Here is a 20077-nt window from a genome sequence, read left to right as displayed (position 1 = left end):
TTGGTCTGAACAGTAGACAGAGTAGACTCAGGACTGTGGGCGATGCACTATCGCTGTCGTAAAGCGCACGCGCCGTGTCTCGAGTCCGCCAAGCGTTTGGCATGCGCGACATTAGGACGCAAAACCGGAGCGTCTTTGCGTGCATCGTAGTGGCCCAAATCCTGCTACGCGTTTGCCAGCGGCGCTACAGGAGGGGACGCGGGCGTGGGCTTCGATCTACCAAATGACGATCTAGTCGCAGGTCCGCTGCCTGAGACACATTTGAGCTGTCCCTTTCACGCCGATAAAGCCCGCGTCCATCGTGGTGAACAAAAGGCGATGTTGCTGACCGGGGCGTCGCGTGGAATCGGTCATGCCACCGCCAAGCTGTTTTCGGAGGCAGGCTGGCGCATCATTTCTTGCGCGCGGCAGCCGTTCGACGGCGAGCGGTGCCCGTGGGGGTCCGGGCGCGAGGATCATGTCCAGGTCGACCTCAGCAATCATCAAGCGCTGCCGCGCTTGATCACTGAGGTGAGGGAACGTTTGGCGGGCGCACCTTTGCACGCGCTAGTGAACAATGCCGGCATCTCGCCGAAGACGCCAGATGGAGACCGGCTGACCTCGTTGTCGACGTCAACCGAAACCTGGATGAGGGTGTTCCATTTGAATCTGGTAGCCCCGATCCTGCTAGCGCGGGGTCTATTTGACAAGTTAAGGGCCGCATCAGGGTCGATTGTCAACGTGACATCGATCGCTGGTTCGCGGGTGCACCCATTTGCCGGCAGCGCTTATGCGACGTCGAAAGCTGCACTTGCGAGCCTCACACGCGAAATGGCCCACGATTACGCGCCGCATGGTATTCGCGTGAATGCAATCGCGCCTGGCGAGATCAGGACGGACATGTTGTCGCCCGATACGGAAGCGCGTCTCGTGCCAAACATTCCGCTGCGCAGAGTGGGAACGCCGGACGAAGTGGCCAAGGTTATCTTCTTCTTATGTTCGGATGCCGCAAGCTATGTCACGGGCGCCGAGGTGCCGATCAATGGTGGGCAACATCTGTGAATCGAGCAAGCTGGCAACGCAGCTGTCTTGAGTTTCAGCTCTGAAGCTCTTGTTCCACGCTACGTCACGCACCCATTCCGAAAAAGTGAAATCACGGCACCTTAGAGTTACCGTCGTGCCATGAAGGTGTTACGCTTCTATGTCATCTCGTCAACTCGTAGCCCTAGACTGAGCATGACATGCAAAACGAAGTTCGTAAACTTGAACAAGTTGAGAGGGAGGATGATCAAGAAAACGGAGACCGCCTCATGCTGCATATTGCTTCCGCGCGCGAAAGACCTGCCTCTCACGCGGAGACGGAGCGCGAGCTCTCGGGCGAGCCGCTGGGCGAAAGCGCGCTGACCGGCATCTTCGAGATATCGAAGGTACTCACCGCTCCCTGCCGGCTCGAAGTCACGTTGGCCAACGTCGTGGGGCTTCTGCAATCGTTCGTGCAGATGCGACATGGTATCGTCTCACTGTTCGACGATGACGGGATGCCGGACATCACGGTGGGTGCCGGTTGGAGCGAAGGCAGCGACGAACGCTACCGGATGCGCCTGCCGCGGAAGGCAATCGACCAGATCGTTGTGACCGACAGGCCTCTTGTCGCCGAGAACGTGGCAGCGGAATCGGCGTTCAGCGCAGCTGACCTGGAAGTGCTCGGGGCTTCGGAAAATATGCCGGTGTCGTTCATCGGAGTTCCGATCCGGATTGACCCCAAAGTCGTGGGTACGTTGACGGTCGACCGAGTCCGTGACGATAGGTCGAACCTCCGGCTCGATTATGATGCGCGGCTGCTCGCCATGATCGCCAACCTAGTGGGACAGGCAGTGAGGCTGCATCGCTTGGTCGCCTGCGACCGCGAGCGGCTGATGACGGAGAAGGACCGTCTGCAAAAGCAATTGTTCGAGCTTAGGCAGCCGCCAAGGGAGCGTAAGAAGCTGCCGATCCACGGGATCATTGGCGACAGCCCGGCGCTGCGCGGGTTGCTCGAGAAGATCGCAGTCGTTGCCAAATCGAACAGCACGGTTCTGCTGCGCGGCGAATCCGGTACCGGAAAGGAACTTGTAGCCAAGGCCATTCACGAATCATCTTCCCGCGCCAAGCGGCCGTTCGTTAAGCTGAATTGCGCGGCGCTCCCCGAGACGGTGCTGGAATCCGAATTGTTCGGTCATGAGAAGGGTGCCTTTACTGGCGCGTTCAGCTTGCGCAAGGGGCGCTTCGAGCTTGCTGACAAAGGGACGTTGTTTCTTGACGAGATAGGCGAGATCTCAGCGCCGTTCCAGGCGAAGTTGCTGCGCGTCCTGCAGGAGCAGGAGTTCGAACGGGTCGGCAGCAACCAGACTATCAAAGTCGATGTTCGAGTTATCGCTGCGACCAACAAGAACCTTGAAGAGGCTGTAGCAAGAAGCGAGTTTCGCGCGGACCTTTACTATCGCATCAGCGTCGTTCCCTTGCTGCTGCCACCGCTGCGCGAAAGACGCAGTGACATTCCGCTGCTGGCCGGCGAGTTTCTCAGGAATTTCAACAACGAGAATGGCCGCGCGCTGACCTTGGAGGCGAGTGCGATCGATGTGCTGATGAACTGCGGCTTTCCAGGCAATGTCCGTGAGCTCGAGAACTGTATCGAGCGCACCGCGACCCTGTCGTCCGGACCATCGATCGTGAGAAATGACTTTGCATGTTGCCATGGTCAGTGCCTTTCCGCGATGCTCTGGAAAAGTACATCGGAGGAGGCGACAGTCCAGCCGGCACCGACCGTGCCCGTGCCGGTCAAGCCGATCACTTCGCTGTCTGAAGCGGCTGCGCTGGTCCCGCCCGTCGGCAGCGAACTGGCCTCGCCGGCGCCTCCCGGCACAGTTCTCGTAAGTGGCGCAAAGATGGCCGATCGCGAGCGGGTCATTGCGGCCATGGAAAAATCTGGTTGGGTGCAGGCAAAAGCCGCGCGCTTGCTCGGACTAACGCCGCGCCAGATCGGCTACGCGCTGAGGAAGTACGGAATCGAGATTAAACGGTTCTGAAGCGCGGTCCCGTGAGAGGACAATGGGGTTTCGGGGACGCATCCAATGAGATCGAATCGGAGGCGCGTCCGGCCTCGGCGGCAGATTACCATGCGTGACAGGATCAACTCGCCTGCGATGCCGGTTTGGTAAGGCGACGTGCGACGGCGGTCCATCTTGAGCGCGGGAGCATCAGGACCACGTGGGAATTGGGTCGGCTTCGCTCCAGGGCAAGAGGTTTCAGTTATGAGCATCGTGCGATTCTGCCCGCGCCTGTTGGGAACGGAGGTGATCTCGCAAGTCACTTGGCGTTCGTAGCTGGATGGCGCTGTCGCAGCTCCGACGCGCGTCGGTATTCTTTCGTCCGGAGCAGCGAGCTAGGTGTTTAGTCCCGGCGTTTCCCGGAGCGGCTTGAGTCTGAACCGTTCTGAGAAGAGTCCCGCATTGCAGAGTGTTAGACCCTTCAGGGTTTTCAGCCGCCCCTCGGCACTGCGCTTAAACTTGTCGTGTTTTCCGTGAGGCCACATGTTCTATTCGCGAGGTGCCTCGCGCGCCAAGCTTTTCAAACAGAGGTCGAAGCGATGATGAAGTAAACACAAGCGGAGCTCGCGTTTGCGCAAGAAATTGTTATCAATTTCTTATCATGCAGAGGAAATCCGGTCGAAGGGGCTGTCCTTACGTGCGGGGCCAAGGCAGCTATTTATTATGGCGGAGCATCTTAGCCGGTCGGTGAGTCACTCCATTAGACGAATTCAGAGAAGATTGAGTTGATCAGCCGTAAAGGCCGCTTGGGTCCGTCTGCTCGCCCCCAGTTTTCGCATAGCGTTTTTGATATGAAAATTGACGGTATTCTCGCTGATTTCTAGGATTTTCCCGATTGCCCATGACGATTTGCCCTCTTTCACCCAGCGCAGACAGGTGATCTCGCGTTGTGAAAGTGCAACCCGTTTGTCACCGCCGCTGCTAGAGGGGCGAGCAATCTCGCGATAGGCGATGTGAAAGTGCCAGGCTAGTGTGTTTAGATGGCCGATGCGATCCTGAGGATCAGCGTCATCGAAGGGTGATGCGAAGGACGCAACCGATACTTGCCCCAATGGACCAAATAGTGGCACGCTCATCCCATGCTTCAGGCCTGCGTCCCTCGCCTCGTCGAGTACGCGTTTCTCGTCGGGCTGAAGTTGATAGTGATCAGCGAGACGATCCCAAAGGAACGGTCGCGAAAGCGTCGGTGTTCGCCGGACCACCGGATCGATCATATGGTATTTGCGTTTGAAATATCGGTCGCACCACTCGGGTGGCCACTTCACAGCCACTGTGGGCGGTGGACACTCGCTAAGCTGGAGCGGCGCGTCGAAATTAAGCGTCCCGTAGGCAACTTCACTGAATCCCTCCTTCGTGGCAAAGTTTACCAGGAGATCGAACAGCGCTTTGAGCGAATGCGTCTGGCTTGCGCATTCGGTGAAACTAAAAAGATCCACGATCGTAGCCTTGCAGGCCCATTCAGGACTATCAATGTGTGGAGTGACGCTTGTTTCACGGCGAGTTAAATTCCGTTCCATGGCCTGCACTCTTACCTTTTGTCTTCATGAGAGCTTAGGGACGCCCACGTCGCTTTGCGTCACGCTGATCCCGGAGTTTGTTATCCTTCTCCAAGCTGTGCCGGCACAATCGTGCCGTCAAAGAGCGGAGCTTCTGTTCCTGTCCTTCGTGGAGATGCTGAACGTGCGGTTCGGGATTCAGTTGAGAGAGAGCGCTGGTGAACCAGGCGGTGCGCCGCTCGGCCCATACGGTGCTGACATCAATCCTCTACTTGCCGCCGAACCCAACAGCAGCGTCATTCTTCTTACTCCCCTTGCGAGTGGGACCGTGAGCGATTCGCTGATGCTGCTTTCTTGGATGGTCTCATGGATGCGGCCGTCGAGCAGCACGGTGACCGTTTCATGATGGCGGACGCCTGCGCAGGTGCGTTGGAGACGTCCAGCGCACATGAAGAACCCATGACGCAGATGATCCCCGCGCTGAAGGTGCAACTGGAGATACGCACAGTAGCGAGAGCTGCTTGATCCAGAGGATACTTTGCATGCGCATCTCCGAAGGGGAGAGATCGTGAATCTAACACAGCAACTGTCGTGCCAACTGCAGAGCTAGAAAAAAGCGAGCTGGAAACAATGGCTTCCGGGCAAGTCGGGCCCGGAGAATCGCGAACGCATTGCGGTAATGGTGACATCCGAGGAAAACGCGACGCACCATTTGCGTAAGCCCAGGCACAAGTTGGCCCAAACCACGAAGAGGGTAGCTTGCGGCCCTCGCCCTCTCTTCCAACCGGTCGGAAAAAGGAAGCGTTCCCCTCTCACAGCCCGGTCAAGTGCGAATACTGCCAATTGAAGAGCCGATCGTGGTAGACCGTCTTTCCGCTTCTTCCGGTGAAATGGCCGATTCTACTCTGCGCGCACGAGAGTTGCTCGGGCCTACCGAGCCGTTTCTCCGCGAAGGGACCCATTTTGGCAAGATTTGTGTGACCTTCTGATCGACAGTAGGTCGTTGAATCGTAGGACTGTCGTTGAGGCGGCTCAGCACATTCGCTTGTAATCTGCACGTATCCTCGCCACGAATGGTTCCTCTCCGCATAGTAGTGCCGACGAGCCGGAGGGCGCGTCCGGCTGAGATCGGCCATGCAGGTTTTGCTCGCTCGCGCCCCTCGGGCGGCCGTAAGCCTGCCAGGTTGAACCTTTGAAAGCATGGCTCCTGCGGGGCCAAACTCGATGCAGCTACAATCTGGCAAATCACTTCAGCGGTCCATGCCGCCGCCGGGTCTTGGCAAGACTAAGAGTTTTCGTTCGTCGAGTGCGACACAATGGCAGCTCTCTAGGAATTGCCCGCCGCGCCTTTCTCAGGACTTGCTCTGGTCGACCGATGGGTGAGCAATGGTCCGGGGTTCGATGTCCGCTGACATAGACTCGACTATCTCGATGACGCGTCGACGCGTCGGCAGAAGTTCAGAGCGCACGAAAGGCTGTTAAGAGACGAAAGGCCTGTGCGACCTCGTCAGAGCTGTTCTTAGGCGACAAGGGGGCTCCATACGCGAGTAAAGCTTAAAATCGCCCGATCCCCAATGCAAACAGAGAGTTAATCGTAATAATGCGGACAGGACAGGGATGCGAGGGCAGCCGCGGGAAATGTGAGTTTGCGTCACTCGGTGGCCAAGCAGGAATCTGATCACGTCGCGAGGCTCCGGAAGGTAAGGCGCCGCATCCTTCACCGCGAGCACGACTGGAGAAGGGGTGGGCGGCGGCAGATCGATGCGCGAAGGCTGGAGCTCCGTCTCGCGGGAGCCGGCTGCCGACATCCGTCGAATATTCGAAGCCGACGCGCGCCATGTACTGGGTCGCATTCGACGTGAGCTGCCTATTTTTTCTGCCAGAGTCCCTTGCTCCCGCAAAAATCCTATCCTATCTCAGCTCGGCCCGAAACTAGCACTCATGGGCATCGATTGCTAACATCTGAAAATCTCTAGCTCGTGCAAACGCTTAGGAGGACTGCATGAAATTCCGTCCGCTTCACGACCGCGTCGTGGTCAAGCGCATCGACGCTGAAGAGAAGACTGCTGGCGGCATCATCATTCCGGACAGTGCCAAGGAAAAGCCCTCGCAAGGCGAAGTCATCGCCGTCGGCCCCGGCGGCCGCGACGAGAGCGGCAAACTGACCCCGATCGACGTCAAGGTCGGCGACCGCGTCCTGTTCGGCAAGTGGTCGGGCACCGAGGTCAAGATCGACGGCGAAGACCTGCTGATCATGAAGGAAAGCGACATCATGGGCGTGCTCGACGTCCCCGCTTCCAAGAAGAAGGCCGCCTAACCAACCGCTCGCACCGCTCACCCCTGAGGAGCGCCTGCCGGGCGCCTCGCCAAGGGGGAGACCGATCTAAACACTCAGGGAAACCAATATGTCAGCCAAAGAAGTCAAATTCGGCGTCGACGCCCGCGACCGCATGCTGCGCGGCGTCGACATCCTCGCCAACGCCGTGAAGGTCACCCTCGGTCCGAAGGGCCGCAACGTCGTGCTCGAGAAGTCGTTCGGCGCCCCCCGCATCACCAAGGACGGCGTCACCGTCGCCAAGGAGATCGAGCTCGACGACAAGTTCGAGAACATGGGCGCCCAGATGGTGCGCGAAGTCGCCTCCAAGTCCGCTGACGCGGCCGGCGACGGCACCACCACCGCCACCGTGCTGGCGGCTGCGATCGTCCGCGAGGGCGCCAAGTCGGTCGCCGCCGGCATGAACCCGATGGACCTGAAGCGCGGTATCGACCTCGCGGTCGAAGCCGTCGTTGCGGACCTCCAGAAGAACTCGAAGAAGGTCACCTCGAACGAGGAGATCGCCCAGGTCGGTACCATTTCGGCCAACGGCGATGCCGAGATCGGCAAGTTCCTCGCCGACGCCATGAAGAAGGTCGGCAATGAGGGCGTGATCACGGTCGAGGAAGCCAAGTCGCTCGCGACCGAACTCGACGTCGTCGAGGGCATGCAGTTCGACCGCGGCTACATCTCGCCCTACTTCGTCACCAACGCCGACAAGATGCGCGTTGAGATGGACGACGCCTACATCCTCATCAACGAGAAGAAGCTCTCCTCGCTGAACGAGCTGCTGCCGCTGCTGGAGGCCGTGGTGCAGACCGGCAAGCCGCTGGTGATCGTCGCCGAGGACGTCGAAGGCGAAGCCCTCGCCACCCTCGTCGTCAACCGCCTGCGTGGCGGCCTGAAGGTCGCGGCCGTCAAGGCTCCGGGCTTCGGCGATCGCCGCAAGGCCATGCTGCAGGACATCGCGATCCTGACCGGCGGCCAGGCCATCTCGGAAGACCTCGGCATCAAGCTCGAGAACGTCACGCTCAACATGCTCGGTCGCGCCAAGAAGGTGATGATCGACAAGGAGAACACCACGATCGTCAACGGCGCCGGCAAGAAGGCCGACATCGAGGCGCGCGTTGCCCAGATCAAGGCGCAGATCGAGGAGACCACCTCGGACTACGACCGTGAGAAGCTCCAGGAGCGTCTCGCCAAGCTCGCGGGCGGCGTCGCGGTGATCCGAGTCGGCGGCGCGACCGAAGTCGAGGTGAAGGAGCGCAAGGATCGCGTTGATGACGCGATGCACGCGACCCGTGCGGCTGTCGAAGAAGGCATCGTCCCAGGCGGCGGCGTCGCTCTGCTCCGTGCCGCCGAGCAGCTCAAGGGCCTGCGCACCAAGAACGACGACCAGAAGACCGGCGTCGAAATCGTGCGCAAGGCGCTGTCGGCTCCCGCTCGCCAGATCGCGATCAACGCCGGTGAAGACGGTTCGGTGATCGTCGGCAAGATCCTCGAGAAGGAACAGTACGCCTACGGCTTCGACTCGCAGACCGGCGAGTACGGCAACCTGGTGTCCAAGGGCATCATCGACCCGACCAAGGTCGTGCGCACCGCCATCCAGAACGCCTCCTCCGTGGCGGCGCTGCTGATCACTACCGAGGCCATGGTCGCCGAGCTGCCGAAGAAAGCCGCAGCCGGCCCGGCCATGCCCCCGGGCGGCGGCATGGGCGGCATGGGAGGCATGGACTTCTGATCCAGCCGCATCGAACAATACGAGAATTACAGAGCCCCGGCACCAATGCCGGGGTTTTTTCTTGGTGTGCCGAGCATGTTCGACAGCTTGGAGGTGGAAGTCCTTTACCCAGCCTGATGGCGGCGAAGGGTTAGCGAAGCGCAAGGGCGTCATCGCGAGGTGGGGTCTGAAGGAAGCGTGGAGCAAACCTGCGGCCCGATGGACAAAAACCGGATAACGAGGCCTACCCAACCGGACGAGCGAGCCAATGATCGCAAAGTCCACAGTCATCAAGGGTTGGGGTGGTAAATCCGGCGGGCGTGCAGGGAAGGCGGTCGAACTTACCTCGGGAGATCTTCGGCGTGTCCGGGCGACCGGACTGAGCGGGCCGCAAGGTCCGTGATCGCGACGGAGAAGTCAGCAGACGGCATAGTAGGCGGAACGAGTTTCGCTGAAGGCCCGAACGCTGGAAAGACGTTTGGATGTGGAAGCCTCGAGCCGGCCATGCGGCTGAAATCCAGGTCACTGGCCTTTGGAGCGGCGGGAAAGGGTGAAGCCCGGACGGCGCCGCTCAAAGGGGCCGAAGCCGACACGACGGAGACCACTATCTGAGCCTCTGGCGCGGACGCAAAACAAACCGTTCGCGCTTAATCCGGTGAACCGCCGTATACGGACCCGTATGTACGGTGGTGTGGGAGTTGCGCCTTGCAAGCGCGTTGAAGTCTGCCGTCTGAGATGACGGCCGCGGCAAAGCCTAGCGAGCAGCCGCGAACCGAGTCTTGCGTGGCGTCCGGTAACGGCCGTTGCGAAGCGTAGACAGGGAGGTTGTAGGCCGGAATGAAGTGAACGGGAAAATAGCCCCGAAATCGAACGTGATCGGAGTAGCCGACCCTGTCTCTCAAAGGGGAAGGCGGAACCGCAGGCCGCGACAACGCGAGCGGTCAGAGGTGCTCCCGGGGTTCGTACCGCCAGCATGCAATCAAAGGAAGCAGCGTGAACAAGGGAGATCCATCCGGTTCAAGCGCAAGCTTGTAAGACCTGCCAAGCCGCTGAGGTGAGAAGGGTCTGACGACCGGGTGGAAGTCAGACTGACCGATAGTACTCCGAGGACGGGAGAGCCGGCCACATGGGGAAGCGGTCAGCGGTAGTTGAATTGTTCTTGGGCGACATGGGCTCCATTCAACGGGAGTTACGGCCTTCTATGCAAAGAGAAGATCAGCTGACCATGGAAACGAAACTTGAACAAATAGCAGTGAAAGCTCGGCGCGAGACAAATCTTCGCTTCACCTCGTTGGCCCATCACATCACGCGCGACCGAGTGCAAAAGAATCTATTACAGATTCCGAAGCGCTCCGCCGCCGGGGTGGACGGACAGACGGTGGAGGCGGCGAAGGAGAGCTTCGAGGACTGGATAGGGCCAATGCTCCAATCCATCCATCGCCAGGGATATCGGGCGCCGAACATTCGGCGGGTCTATATCCCCAAGCCCGGTAAGACGGAGAAGCGCCCCCTCGGGGTTCCAACTGTCGCCGACCGGGCGCTCCAGCGCAGCACGGCTGAGGTGCTGGCCGCTATTTACGAGCAGGACTTCTTACCCTGCTCGTTCGGCGGCAGGCCGAAGCTCAGCGCCCATCATGCCTTGGCGACCCTCAATGAGGTGATCGCCGGCGGCATGATCAGCTGGGTGTTGGAGGCGGATTTGAAGAACTTCTTCGGGAGTCTCGATCATGATCGGGTCCTCCGGTTTGTCGAACATCGAGTCGGTGATCCGCGCCTGATCAGCTTGATCCGGCGCTGGTTGAAAGCGGGCATCCTGGAAGACGGAGCGGTGCACCCGAGCGAACAAGGAACGCCACAAGGCGGATCGATCAGTGTGCTTTTGAGCAACCTCTACCTTCATTACGTTCTCGACCTCTGGTTCGAACGCGTGGTGAAGGGTCGGTTGCGGGGCGAAGCCCGACTGGTGCGCTATATCGACGACTTTGTGATCTGCTTCCAATATCGATCGGACGCCACCCGCGTACAGGAGGCCTTGCGTCTTCGGTTGGGGAAGTTCGGCCTCACTCTAGAGCCGACCAAGACCAAGTTGGTCGAGTTTGGTCGGTTCGCGCAAAGACATGCGGGCAAACGCGGTAGAAACCGCCCGGAAACAATCTACTTTCTGGGGCTGACGCTCTATTGCACGCGAAACCAAAAAGGCAACTTCAAGGTTGGGATGCGCACCGAGAAATCTCGGCTAAAGCGCAGCCTTATGTCTCTGCAGGAGCTGATGCGGCAAATACGGCATTACAAGATCAGTGACCAGGCCGATGAAATCAACCTCGTCCTGCGCGGCCACTATGGCTATTACGGCGTCGCCGGAAATCTCCGGAGCCTCGTAAAAGTCTATCGGGCCGTGGAGCGTTACTGGCGCGGAATGCTGCGCAGCCGCAGCTGGGCAGGACGACGCCTCACTTGGGACGCCTTCAACCAAATCAAAGAACGGACACCGTTGCTGAAGCCTAAGCTGCGCCTCCCTTATCGGGAGCTGCAAGCGCTTGCAGTGCTGTGAACCAACTGTCGAAGAGCGTCGGTGCGGGAAATCCGCACGCCACGTTCTGTGGGAACCGGGGGCGGGCGACCGCCGGTGACCCGGTGGGAGAGTCGCGAGACTCCCCCTATCCCGATTCGCCGTGTTCATGTCCCTTGTTATGCTGGCATGCGTAGCCCGAGCCCGAACTTCATGCGGAGTTGAAAAAGGGCCAGTGTAGATGCCTCCAGCCTCTCACTTACAGCGTAAGCTGACGCAGGTCTCTTCCGACAACGATGTTGCCTCCATTGTCGTCCGAACCGCTTCCCTCCATACGTCGGGTGCCGCGTTGTTATCACCCGCAGGCACGAAATGATTGAGAACAAGTGTTTTCACGTTCGCCATCGCTGCGATGCGGCCCACAGTATCCGCGCGGGTGTAATGGCTCTCACAACGGCGTCCAGACCGGGTTCGTACGACGCTTCGTGCACTAGATAATTAACTTCCTTCGCGAAGTCAGCGAGCGGCGGAAAACTGGAATTTGGACGCATAGCTCTCGATGGAGACGGCGGCATCGACAACAGTCTGCTACGGACAGGCTCGACTGCAAGGATTGAGACCTTAGTATGTTGGAAAGCAGACAAAGCCAACACAGCATGGTGCGAACTGTCGACTATTGCTTGGCACGAAGAATGCAAACCCTAGCTATGCCTAGGGGCTTCTCCAGGCTTGGCTACCATTGCAAGTTGAGGCCGTGGCTGGCCGCTGAGTTTAGCGGCGCGTGACATAAATCAAGAGGGCGTCTGCTCGGCCGATACCGACGGGCGTCTTGTCACGTTGCCGCTAACTTCCAACGGCGTGAATAGCGTTTCGTGGTGTGTTTAGAGCAGAATGAGCGGGACGCGCTGGAGAGGGCGCGAAAGACCTCGGAAAATGAACGCAGAGAACAACTTCGCGGCCCGGCTCCTTGACGCCGGACGCCTCGCAGCAATCGCGCGTATATGCGGCCTGAAGGCGGATGTTTCATACTACGTCGACGAGGCGCTCAAGGAGCTTTGGCGAACCAGGTCGCCGGAAGAAGCAAAGGCGATCGCAGAGCGTTGGGTCTTATGGGACGCAAAGGGGAAGCCCTGGCCGCGCATGCCCCCACTGGAAAACGTCGTCCCGTTCAATCGGACCGGCGCGACAAAGATATGGGCCGTAAATCGGCCGAGGACGCCCTTGCAAGCAATCCGCGACTGGTTCGAAAAACAAGATGAAGACGTGCGATGCGAAATCGCCGGCATGGCGGCGCTTTTGATCTTCGAAGGTGGCAATCTTCTCGATTTCAGCAGCCAGGAGTGGTGTGACCATTTGCGCCGATGGCTGAGTGAGACGGGGCTACCAAACCATAAGATCATCGGCCGCGCTCTGACGTTTCGCACCTGTTTTGAGTACTTCTCGGAGAGGAGGTTCACCGAAGCAGCGTGGACGCGATCCCAAGAGGCCGCTGTGAAAATCCTTGAAGATGCTGGCCTTGCCCCAAACTCCGAAGCTGCGAGTCTTGCACCCATCGCCCAAAAAATGCTGGAGACCTTGCCAGCGCGGAAATGCCGCTGGATCGAAGTGGGCAAGTCCTGGAGCAAATTAGCCGATACCAGTCTGGCACCCCGGGCCCTCAGGGTTTGGAGCGCCTCGTATATGGAATAAGATCGCGGGAGGCGCTTGAATGTATGCTCGGCGCTGTGCCGGTCCAAGCAACTAAGCGGTCAATGTCTGAGCGGCTCGTCGCGCACATGAGTAGTATCGCCAGCTATCGTCGTCGCAAGCCAAATCGCGCAGGCTTATCTTTCAGGCGGACGAGACCGAGCAACCGATAGGCCTTTGAGAGGTTGCCAAAATGGTGAGCCACGGTTACCGACAGGGCAACTCGGGATCGTCGTTGATCAATCGCGCGAAAATGGCGCCCTCGCGTTCCACCAGGCGCTTGAGCCCCAGCAAAATATCATCCGTGCAATAGGCAAGTTTGGGGCGCTGGCCGGGATGACGGCGCTGGCGCCTGATTGTTTTGCCTTCTCGCTGGCGCTCGTGAACGCCTCCAAGCGGGCGAACGCCGGCAGCGCCGGCACTCCATATTTCTCGCGAATCGCCTGCTCGAAGCGTTCAGCTGCATATTGATCACGTGGATATCCGGCGCCATGCTCAAGCACCACCGTGACGAGCGACCTCCGTAGCGATGTCGTCCACTTGCTTCCGGAAGCGCATTAGGGGACCTGTTGGTGTCTTGGTCGGTACCCCGCAAAGCATAAGCAAGTTCGCCAGGCTGCGGACGGTGTAAGCACCGCGACTAAAGCCAATAAGGAAGATTCGATCACCGGGTTCGTAGTGGTTGATGATGAAGGCGTAGTGCGCGAAGACGTAGCATACAGAGCTGGTCAAGATTCATGTTCGCAGCTGGTCTGGCTCGTTTCGGCACCCCGGCCATTTCGCGTGTCAGGCCAATTTCGTCCTTGCCGGATCAAGCGCAGTTATTAAGTCTGGCGACAGATCGAGAAGCCATAGAGCGGTAAGGAATGTCCCGAGGTCATTCCAGCGTCACCCGTTTCGACCTTGCGTAAGGTCGGCAGCGATACGCCAAGCCGCCCTGCGAGGCCTTTAAGCCGAGACTCCGCCAACCGAGCCGCCTCTTTATGAGCGGCCCCAGCAACTATTTGGGGGCCGGTGGAGGCAGTTGCTGGGGCCATCTACCAGCCCGCGTGGGGCGCGGGCAGGTTGCTGCAACCCTTCAAATAAGCAGGATAACGGCTGTTATTGCGATCGGGCTAAGTCCTAACGCGACGATTCCCGCGCGGAAGAGAACTTCGGCCATGAGCACACTCCACACTTACGGGCCATGGTAGTTGTGCGTAGTAACATTACTCGCGCAAAGTGCAGTATCTGTCAACCTATTCTAGCGCTTCTGGCTGCAAATACTTGCTTGCTATCCCGCCGTGGGCTCTGGCTCGGCGGCCAGTCAATTTCATCGCGGCCTCATTTGCGAGGTGTAGTAGCCACCGAGGAGCAACAATTTCTCTGCGCAATTGCGGTGCGCGGCTTTCCTGATCGTCGTTCGGGAAGCGCTGACAAGCCGTCGCGGTATCCCGCTTTGATTTTGACAGTGATCCACGCTGATGAAAGAGGAGCGCCAAAGAACAGAAAGAAGATTGAATGGAAACTCCTGACCGATGTTCCGGTGCAATCGCGAGGGGTGCGATCGAGAAACTCGAATGATATTCTCTGCGATGGAAGATTGAGGTCTTCCACAGATACTCAAATCCGGCTGGAGGGCAGAGGACTCGCAACTGCGGACTACTCAGCGATTGACGAATCTAATCTCACTGTTCTGCATTGTGAGCTGGCGCATTTTTTGGATGACGATGCTCAATCGTTCAGCGCCAAATGTCTCACCGGAATTTGCGCTGACCAAAGCTGAAATCCAATCGCTTGATCGGCTCGTTAAAGACAGATCCAGTCAGCACCCAACGAAAGACATTGTCGCATTATCTCATCAAGATCGCCAGGCTCGGCGGCTATCTCGCCCGCGCCAACGATGCGCAACCAGGGAATCTGATCGTGTGGCGCGGACTATCGCGATTCATCGATATCGCAACGGCAGCGAAACTCTGACTCAAAAATGTGAGTAATCGTAAGCTTCTTCGTCAGCTTACCGACAGGTAAGTGCTTCAGAGGTTACAACGTATCGTAGTGGACCGAGTCTACTCGGTCCTGGCAAGGGAGTATGGAATGGATCCCTTTGAGGCAGGGCAGATTCTGTGCGGCGATGGGGTCCCTTCGAACGAACGAGAGGGGCAGGAAAACGAGGCCGGGGCGCAGTGGGACGGAGTGCTGACAAGCTATGACGCGGCAGATTCAGCTCATGCGGAGGGCGACCAAGACCAGACGGTTGAAAATTGGGCTGCCGAACGGGACGTGGGCCCACTCGAGGATCGAGAAGAAGCCTTAACGCGATTAAATCTCTCCGAGAGAGATCAACATCTCGATCTCGGATCGTTATCCCTGACCAGTCTGCCCAGATTTTCGACCGACCTCAGGCAAATCGACGTTTCCTTCAACCGGCTAACCAGACTGCCCGATAGCTAGCCTGCCCGCCACCCTCGGGCGCCGAACGTCAGTCACAACCAGCGGACCAACTTGCTCGCCCTTCCGGCCGTGCTCGCTTATCTCAACGCGAGTGATAACCGACTAGCGAGCCTGCCTGAGGCCCTTCCTCCTGCGCTTCAGTTTCTCGACGTCAGCTACAATGAGTTGCCGAATCTGCCGGAGATCCTCTCTGATGCGCTCCAGTATCTCGAGGTCAGCGACAATCAATTGACGAGTCCGCAGGAGGGGCTTACCCGCTATGCTCCGTACTCTCGCCGTTAGGCGCAACCAGCTAACCAGCCTACCCGAAACCCACTGACGCAGTTGAGCGCTGGTGCCGAGTTAGATCTGTCTGGAAATCCGCTGCCGGAGCAGGTGCCGGCAAACCTGCATACAGGCTCGATTTTGTGAGCACCAGTGTACCACCGATTCGGCCCGCAACGCGCGGCGAGCATCGGAACAGCGAGGCAACCATGGTAAAACCGTTCCCGTCGAAGACCCATATCGGCAACCATATGCTGCATCCGGAAACCCTGATGCTGACCTATGGCTATGATCCGCAATTGTCGGAGGGCGCCATCAAGCCGCCGGTGTTCCTGACCTCGACCTTCGTGTTCAAGACCGCCGAAGACGGCCAGGACTTCTTCGATTACGTCGCCGGCCGGCGTGAGCCGCCGGAAGGCATGGGGGCGGGCCTCGTCTATTCGCGCTTCAACCACCCCAACAGCGAGATCGTCGAGGACAGGCTCGCGGTCTACGAGCACACCGACAGCTGTGCACTGTTCTCCTCGGGCATGGCGGCGATCGCGACCACGATCCTCGCCTTCGTCCGGCCCGGCGACGTCATCCTGCACTCCCAGCCGCTCTATGGCGGCACGGAGACCCTGCTGACGAACACGCTGGCGCGCCTGTCGATCGGCGCGGTCGGCTTTGCCGACGGCATCGATGAAGCCTCCGTCAGGCAGGCCGCGGAGGAGGCGACGGGGAGGGGGCGGGTTTCGATGATCCTGATCGAGACCCCGGCCAATCCGACCAACGGCCTGGTCGACATCGCGATGATCCGCCGCATCGCCGATTCTATCGGCAAGGCCCAGGGACACACGCCGATCATCGCCTGCGACAACACGCTGCTCGGCCCGGTGTTTCAGCGGCCGATCGAGCACGGTGCGGACCTGTCGCTGTATTCGCTGACGAAATATGTCGGCGGCCACTCCGACCTGATCGCGGGCGCCGCGCTCGGATCGAGGGCGATCATCAAGGGCATCAAGGCGCTGCGCGGCGCCATCGGCACCCAGCTCGATCCGCATTCGTGCTGGATGATCAACCGCTCATTGGAGACGCTGAGCCTGCGCATGGAAAAGGCCGATGCGAATGCGTGCCTGGTGGCGGGCTATCTGCGAGACCACCCCAAGGTCGCCAGGGTTCACTATCTCGGTCATCACGAGCAGGCCTCGCCCTCGGGGCTGGTGTTCGCGAGACAATGCCTGGGCGCGGGATCGACCTTCTCGTTCGACATCGTCGGCGGCAAGGAGGCGGCGGTGAAATTCCTCAATGCGCTGCAAATCCTCAAGCTGGCGGTGAGCCTCGGCGGCACCGAGTCGCTCGCGAGCCTGCCCGCGACCATGACCCATTCCGGCGTTCCCGCCGACATTCGCCAAAAGATCGGCGTGCTCGATTCCACCATCCGGCTGTCGATCGGGATCGAGAACCCGTCCGATCTGATCGCGGACCTCGCGCAGGCGCTGAACGCGGCTTGAGCGGGGGATCACAGCGGATTGGACGCGCGGCACGCTGACATGACGCAGCGTGCGGCCTCATTGCTCTGCGCGCCCGAAAGCTGTCGCATGAGGCAAACGTAATAGCATTGCTGGATGCGTTCAGCAGGGAATCGCCGGCAGGCCGTTAATCTCACTCTATTTCGAGCCATTCGGAGACGGCGCGACCCGTGGGCCAACAAACGAAACCAACTCGCAATTGCCGCCCGATCCCGTGCCCGACCGCGATCACCGCCCTTCGGATCGCCGGAGGCTTCCGCTGTTACGGTTGACGAAGCGCCCGAGTATAACGTTTAACCGTTTCAGGTTTTGGGCTTTTGATGCGTCGCCTTGTTGTACCCGTCACCTGCTCCTTGATAGGCTACATCTGATGCTTCAGGCGGCATTTGGCTGGACGAATAGCCACCTCTTCGAGTTCTTCGCTGGTGAGGTCCGTTGGGGGATACCTGGTCCCTACAACGATTACGGCCACCAGCCCTTGGACGCCAGCAAAGCGCGGCTCTGCGATATCGTTCAAGAGACCGGCGCCAAGACGATCCATTATCTCTATGATGGCTCGACGCATGTTGTTCTGCCGTCCAGCCTCAAGTTCACAGATCATCCCGTCGCACCATCGAGTCCCTGATTTTACCCTCGCTGAACGTGAGGACAGAATGCGATCATCGGTTCGTCCAGAAAGTTGGACGCCGTGGCGACGATGGGGCACGAATTGCATTTGTTCGAGTCGTATCAAGCGGTCAGCCCCTCAATTACGAAATCGCGAAAACCGCAACGATTTTCAGAGAGAAATCGTCGACGGGACAAAAAGTCACTCAAGCACTGCGCTTGGCGGAGTTCTTCCGCGCCTGCGCGGTAGGCACTAACTTTGACTTCGGACATAGCCGTCGCTTCGTTGCATTTGCGATCTCGCCGTTCGAGGAGTGGATCTGGGATATCTCCGACCGAATGTGGGAGGAGGATCCCTATCAACGGCGCATCCTAAACGCCGGAGAAGCAATCAAAGATGCTCGAGGATCGACGGTTACCGCCACCGACGACTGACGGAGCTCAGGGTTGAGCCGCAAGTTTTCACGCAATGAACCATCGAAGGGGCTTGAATCGTGCGTCGCGTCATATTGTACAGTCTCAGCTCGTTGTTTGCGGCCGGACTCGGAATGGCTCCAGTACGACTTACCATGCATAACCGGACTATCAGCTCGTCGAGTATCGAATCGCTCTCGCATGCAAGGGAAATTGGTGAAATCGAGTACTCAGTAAACAGTGCCGCGCAACCTGATACAGATACCCCGAGGTTTGTGGACGTGCTTGCAGACATTCAGTCGACGCCGAATCCGAACGCTAGTTCGTCTGCGGCGGCAGCACCGTCGTACTTCCTCGCTCAGCGACCTCCTGTCATCGAGATCACAAGGTCTCAATTCAAAGACAAAATGAAGGATTTTCATGGCGCTGAAATCAAGCATATCGCGGCGAACTCACAAGAGTACTCGCCTTTCGTATCTTCAAAAGCTGCGCGTACGGCAAGTCTGGCTGAGGGCACCGGTACGGCCAGAAGACATACCGACGACGCTCGATATTTCAGCTATGAGTTAGGCAACGAAAGCGTTGGGCTTCTAAGGACAGAAGCTGGATTTCAGATGAATGAGGTATTCGAAGGCGAAAAGTGGCGGGAACTGTTTCCCGGGCGAACTGAAATCACATCCACCACAGCTCTTCGGCTTAGTCATCCGCTTGTCGACAACGCGGGGGATATTCTGCTGGAATGTCAACTTCGGCGCGATGGCGAGCGACCATTGATCAATTCCACTCCGGTCAGTCTGGAAGCGCGATCCCGCCTCGCGGCGATGGGTTTTGTTGAGGTGGATGAAGCCAACATGGTGCTTGATCCTGCCCAGCGTCCCGATAAGTGGACTAGGAATGCTGATGGTGAATGGCAGCGTGCAAATAAACCTGAACTGTACCTTTCTAAATCATGGGATGCCAAGGATGGCGATGACGAGAGCGTTGTAAGTATCTCGACCGAGTCGTGCGACGATGACGTTGATGTAGATGAACTCACTCGCGCGCTCGACGAACTCCTTGCCCAACAATAGACAGTTCGCCCGATGTTCCGGCAGCAACCATTCTGCCTTTCTAGGTAGCATGTCATCTTGGCTGAGGGTATTTGACTTCTTGCGATCCTTGAGGAAAGAAAGCCGGCCAAGCTTATGTGCGCGGCCGTTGATGTCCTGACGCGCAGGCTCAACTGGCGACCGGACGGTTCCACTGCTCAACGGCGCGGTCTGGCGGCACTGGAGCTTCCGCAAGGGCAGTGCCCCCGCAGTCGCTATCGGTACTGCGCCAGATCCTCGCGAGGGACGCGAAGATGAACGTGTTGATCGGGCACGGTCTGTTCGATCTTATTACGCCCTATTTCGGTTCGAAGATGGCGCTCGATCAGTTGCTACCCTTCGCCTCGGAGCGGCGGGTCAAATTCGTGGTCTATCGGGGCGGCCACATGTTCTATTCACGCGTCGCGCCAAGCCTTCGCGCAGAGACTGACGCGATGATGAAGTGAGGCGTGTGTTTATCAAGCTGACGGCGAGCTAGCTCATGGGGGTTCGCGTTTTGTGTGCATAGGAGGTCGGTGCTCCTTAGCGCGAGACCGCAACTGAAATGCTAGTCCAAATATAAGACCCGCGCCGGACCAGCCGAGATGTCCCGGAGCGTGGTGGCGGCTTCGTGCTGGTGTTCGAAGCGGCCCCAATAAGGCTCGCCGCGAGCACGGCGCGGTCTCTCCTAGCGCTCGAAGCCGAACGAGCGCTTTTCGGACAAACGGTTCCTGGAATTGGTCGATATACTCGGCATGGCGACGCTCCCAGGCCAGTGTCCTGTCGCGACAAGAAAGAGTCGGCTTGGATGGCCTGCGAGAGCGCCTAGCCCGGATGTGGTGAGCCTCAGGCTTGTACGAAAGGGACGCTCCGTCAGCGACGACGAGGCATGTCGGGCAGTTTTGCGCGCGGTCATTGAAATTGAAAGAAAGCGTCATCGCGGCGTCAACTGACGGCGATCAGCTCCAGATGTCCTGCGTTTCTTTTTGCTG

General features: G+C 58.8%; 14 protein-coding genes and 2 pseudogenes. 14 read left to right on the top strand and 2 right to left on the bottom strand.

The window, feature by feature from the left end; all coding sequences use genetic code 11:
- The first annotated feature begins 204 nt into the window (after nt 1–204).
- Together J2R78_RS05975 and nifA are read left to right on the top strand one after the other, a co-directional pair.
- On the top strand, nt 205–1041 hold the full coding sequence (locus J2R78_RS05975) for an SDR family NAD(P)-dependent oxidoreductase (RefSeq protein ID WP_069280012.1): 837 nt from the start codon (nt 205–207) through the stop codon (nt 1039–1041).
- A gap of 179 nt (nt 1042–1220) precedes the next feature.
- Nucleotides 1221–3044 carry a nif-specific transcriptional activator NifA gene (gene nifA, locus J2R78_RS05970; RefSeq protein ID WP_069280011.1) on the top strand — a complete coding sequence of 608 codons (1824 nt, stop codon included), beginning with the start codon at nt 1221–1223 and terminating at the stop codon, nt 3042–3044.
- Between the two features lie 731 nt (nt 3045–3775).
- On the opposite strand, the gene J2R78_RS05965 is transcribed toward nifA, so the two are convergent.
- Nucleotides 3776–4582: a LuxR family transcriptional regulator gene (locus tag J2R78_RS05965; RefSeq protein ID WP_256558520.1), complete on the bottom strand. Its 807-nt coding sequence runs from the start codon at nt 4580–4582 to the stop codon at nt 3776–3778.
- A 345-nt stretch (nt 4583–4927) separates the two neighbouring features.
- On the opposite strand from J2R78_RS05965, the gene J2R78_RS05960 reads away from it, so the two are divergent.
- The 5 genes from J2R78_RS05960 to J2R78_RS05940 all read left to right on the top strand — a co-directional run bounded on the left by J2R78_RS05960 (nt 4928) and on the right by J2R78_RS05940 (nt 12793).
- Entirely contained in the window at nt 4928–5086 is a 159-nt protein-coding gene (locus J2R78_RS05960) for a hypothetical protein (RefSeq protein WP_176731409.1), read from the top strand.
- Nucleotides 5087–6563: 1477 nt separating this feature from the next.
- On the top strand, nt 6564–6878 hold the full coding sequence (gene groES / locus J2R78_RS05955; protein ID WP_069280009.1) for a co-chaperone GroES: 315 nt from the start codon (nt 6564–6566) through the stop codon (nt 6876–6878).
- An 88-nt stretch (nt 6879–6966) separates the two neighbouring features.
- Nucleotides 6967–8616 (top strand): chaperonin GroEL, encoded by a 1650-nt coding sequence (gene groL / locus J2R78_RS05950; protein WP_253603410.1) that lies wholly within the window; start codon nt 6967–6969, stop codon nt 8614–8616.
- Between the two features lie 1204 nt (nt 8617–9820).
- The gene (ltrA, locus tag J2R78_RS05945) at nt 9821–11146 is read left to right on the top strand and encodes a group II intron reverse transcriptase/maturase (RefSeq protein WP_244558912.1); all 1326 of its coding nucleotides are present in this window, start codon (nt 9821–9823) and stop codon (nt 11144–11146) included.
- An 891-nt stretch (nt 11147–12037) separates the two neighbouring features.
- Nucleotides 12038–12793, top strand: a complete 756-nt coding sequence (locus tag J2R78_RS05940) for a hypothetical protein (protein WP_069280007.1) — start codon at nt 12038–12040, stop codon at nt 12791–12793.
- Between the two features lie 419 nt (nt 12794–13212).
- On the opposite strand, the pseudogene J2R78_RS05935 reads toward J2R78_RS05940, so the two are convergent.
- A pseudogene (locus J2R78_RS05935) lies at nt 13213–13489 on the bottom strand (phospholipase effector Tle1 domain-containing protein); the annotation flags it as partial.
- Between the two features lie 1125 nt (nt 13490–14614).
- Here J2R78_RS05935 and J2R78_RS44680 point away from each other — a divergent pair.
- The 7 genes and pseudogenes from J2R78_RS44680 to J2R78_RS05905 form a co-directional block, all read left to right on the top strand.
- Complete coding sequence (locus tag J2R78_RS44680) at nt 14615–14749, top strand: hypothetical protein (protein WP_256558518.1); 135 nt, start codon at nt 14615–14617, stop codon at nt 14747–14749.
- Nucleotides 14750–14866: 117 nt separating this feature from the next.
- Complete coding sequence (locus J2R78_RS05930) at nt 14867–15223, top strand: hypothetical protein (RefSeq protein ID WP_141713651.1); 357 nt, start codon at nt 14867–14869, stop codon at nt 15221–15223.
- A 473-nt stretch (nt 15224–15696) separates the two neighbouring features.
- The gene (locus J2R78_RS05925) at nt 15697–16980 is read left to right on the top strand and encodes a cystathionine gamma-synthase family protein (protein WP_069280004.1); all 1284 of its coding nucleotides are present in this window, start codon (nt 15697–15699) and stop codon (nt 16978–16980) included.
- Between the two features lie 388 nt (nt 16981–17368).
- Nucleotides 17369–17623: a plasmid pRiA4b ORF-3 family protein gene (locus J2R78_RS45105; protein ID WP_253587753.1), complete on the top strand. Its 255-nt coding sequence runs from the start codon at nt 17369–17371 to the stop codon at nt 17621–17623.
- A 200-nt stretch (nt 17624–17823) separates the two neighbouring features.
- The gene (locus J2R78_RS05915; RefSeq protein ID WP_253587752.1) at nt 17824–18039 is read left to right on the top strand and encodes a hypothetical protein; all 216 of its coding nucleotides are present in this window, start codon (nt 17824–17826) and stop codon (nt 18037–18039) included.
- A gap of 134 nt (nt 18040–18173) precedes the next feature.
- On the top strand, nt 18174–19088 hold the full coding sequence (locus J2R78_RS05910; RefSeq protein ID WP_245314070.1) for a hypothetical protein: 915 nt from the start codon (nt 18174–18176) through the stop codon (nt 19086–19088).
- Between the two features lie 105 nt (nt 19089–19193).
- Nucleotides 19194–19552, top strand: a pseudogene (locus tag J2R78_RS05905) (peptidase S10); the annotation flags it as partial.
- Nucleotides 19553–20077: the final 525 nt, after the last annotated feature.

Origin of the sequence: Bradyrhizobium sp. USDA 4538 (genome assembly GCF_024171045.1) — a bacterium.
GTDB classification, from domain to species: Bacteria; Pseudomonadota; Alphaproteobacteria; order Rhizobiales; family Xanthobacteraceae; genus Bradyrhizobium; species Bradyrhizobium australafricanum.
The sequence above is the reverse complement of the archived record's forward strand: the minus strand, read 5'-3'. Positions and strand labels throughout refer to the sequence as shown.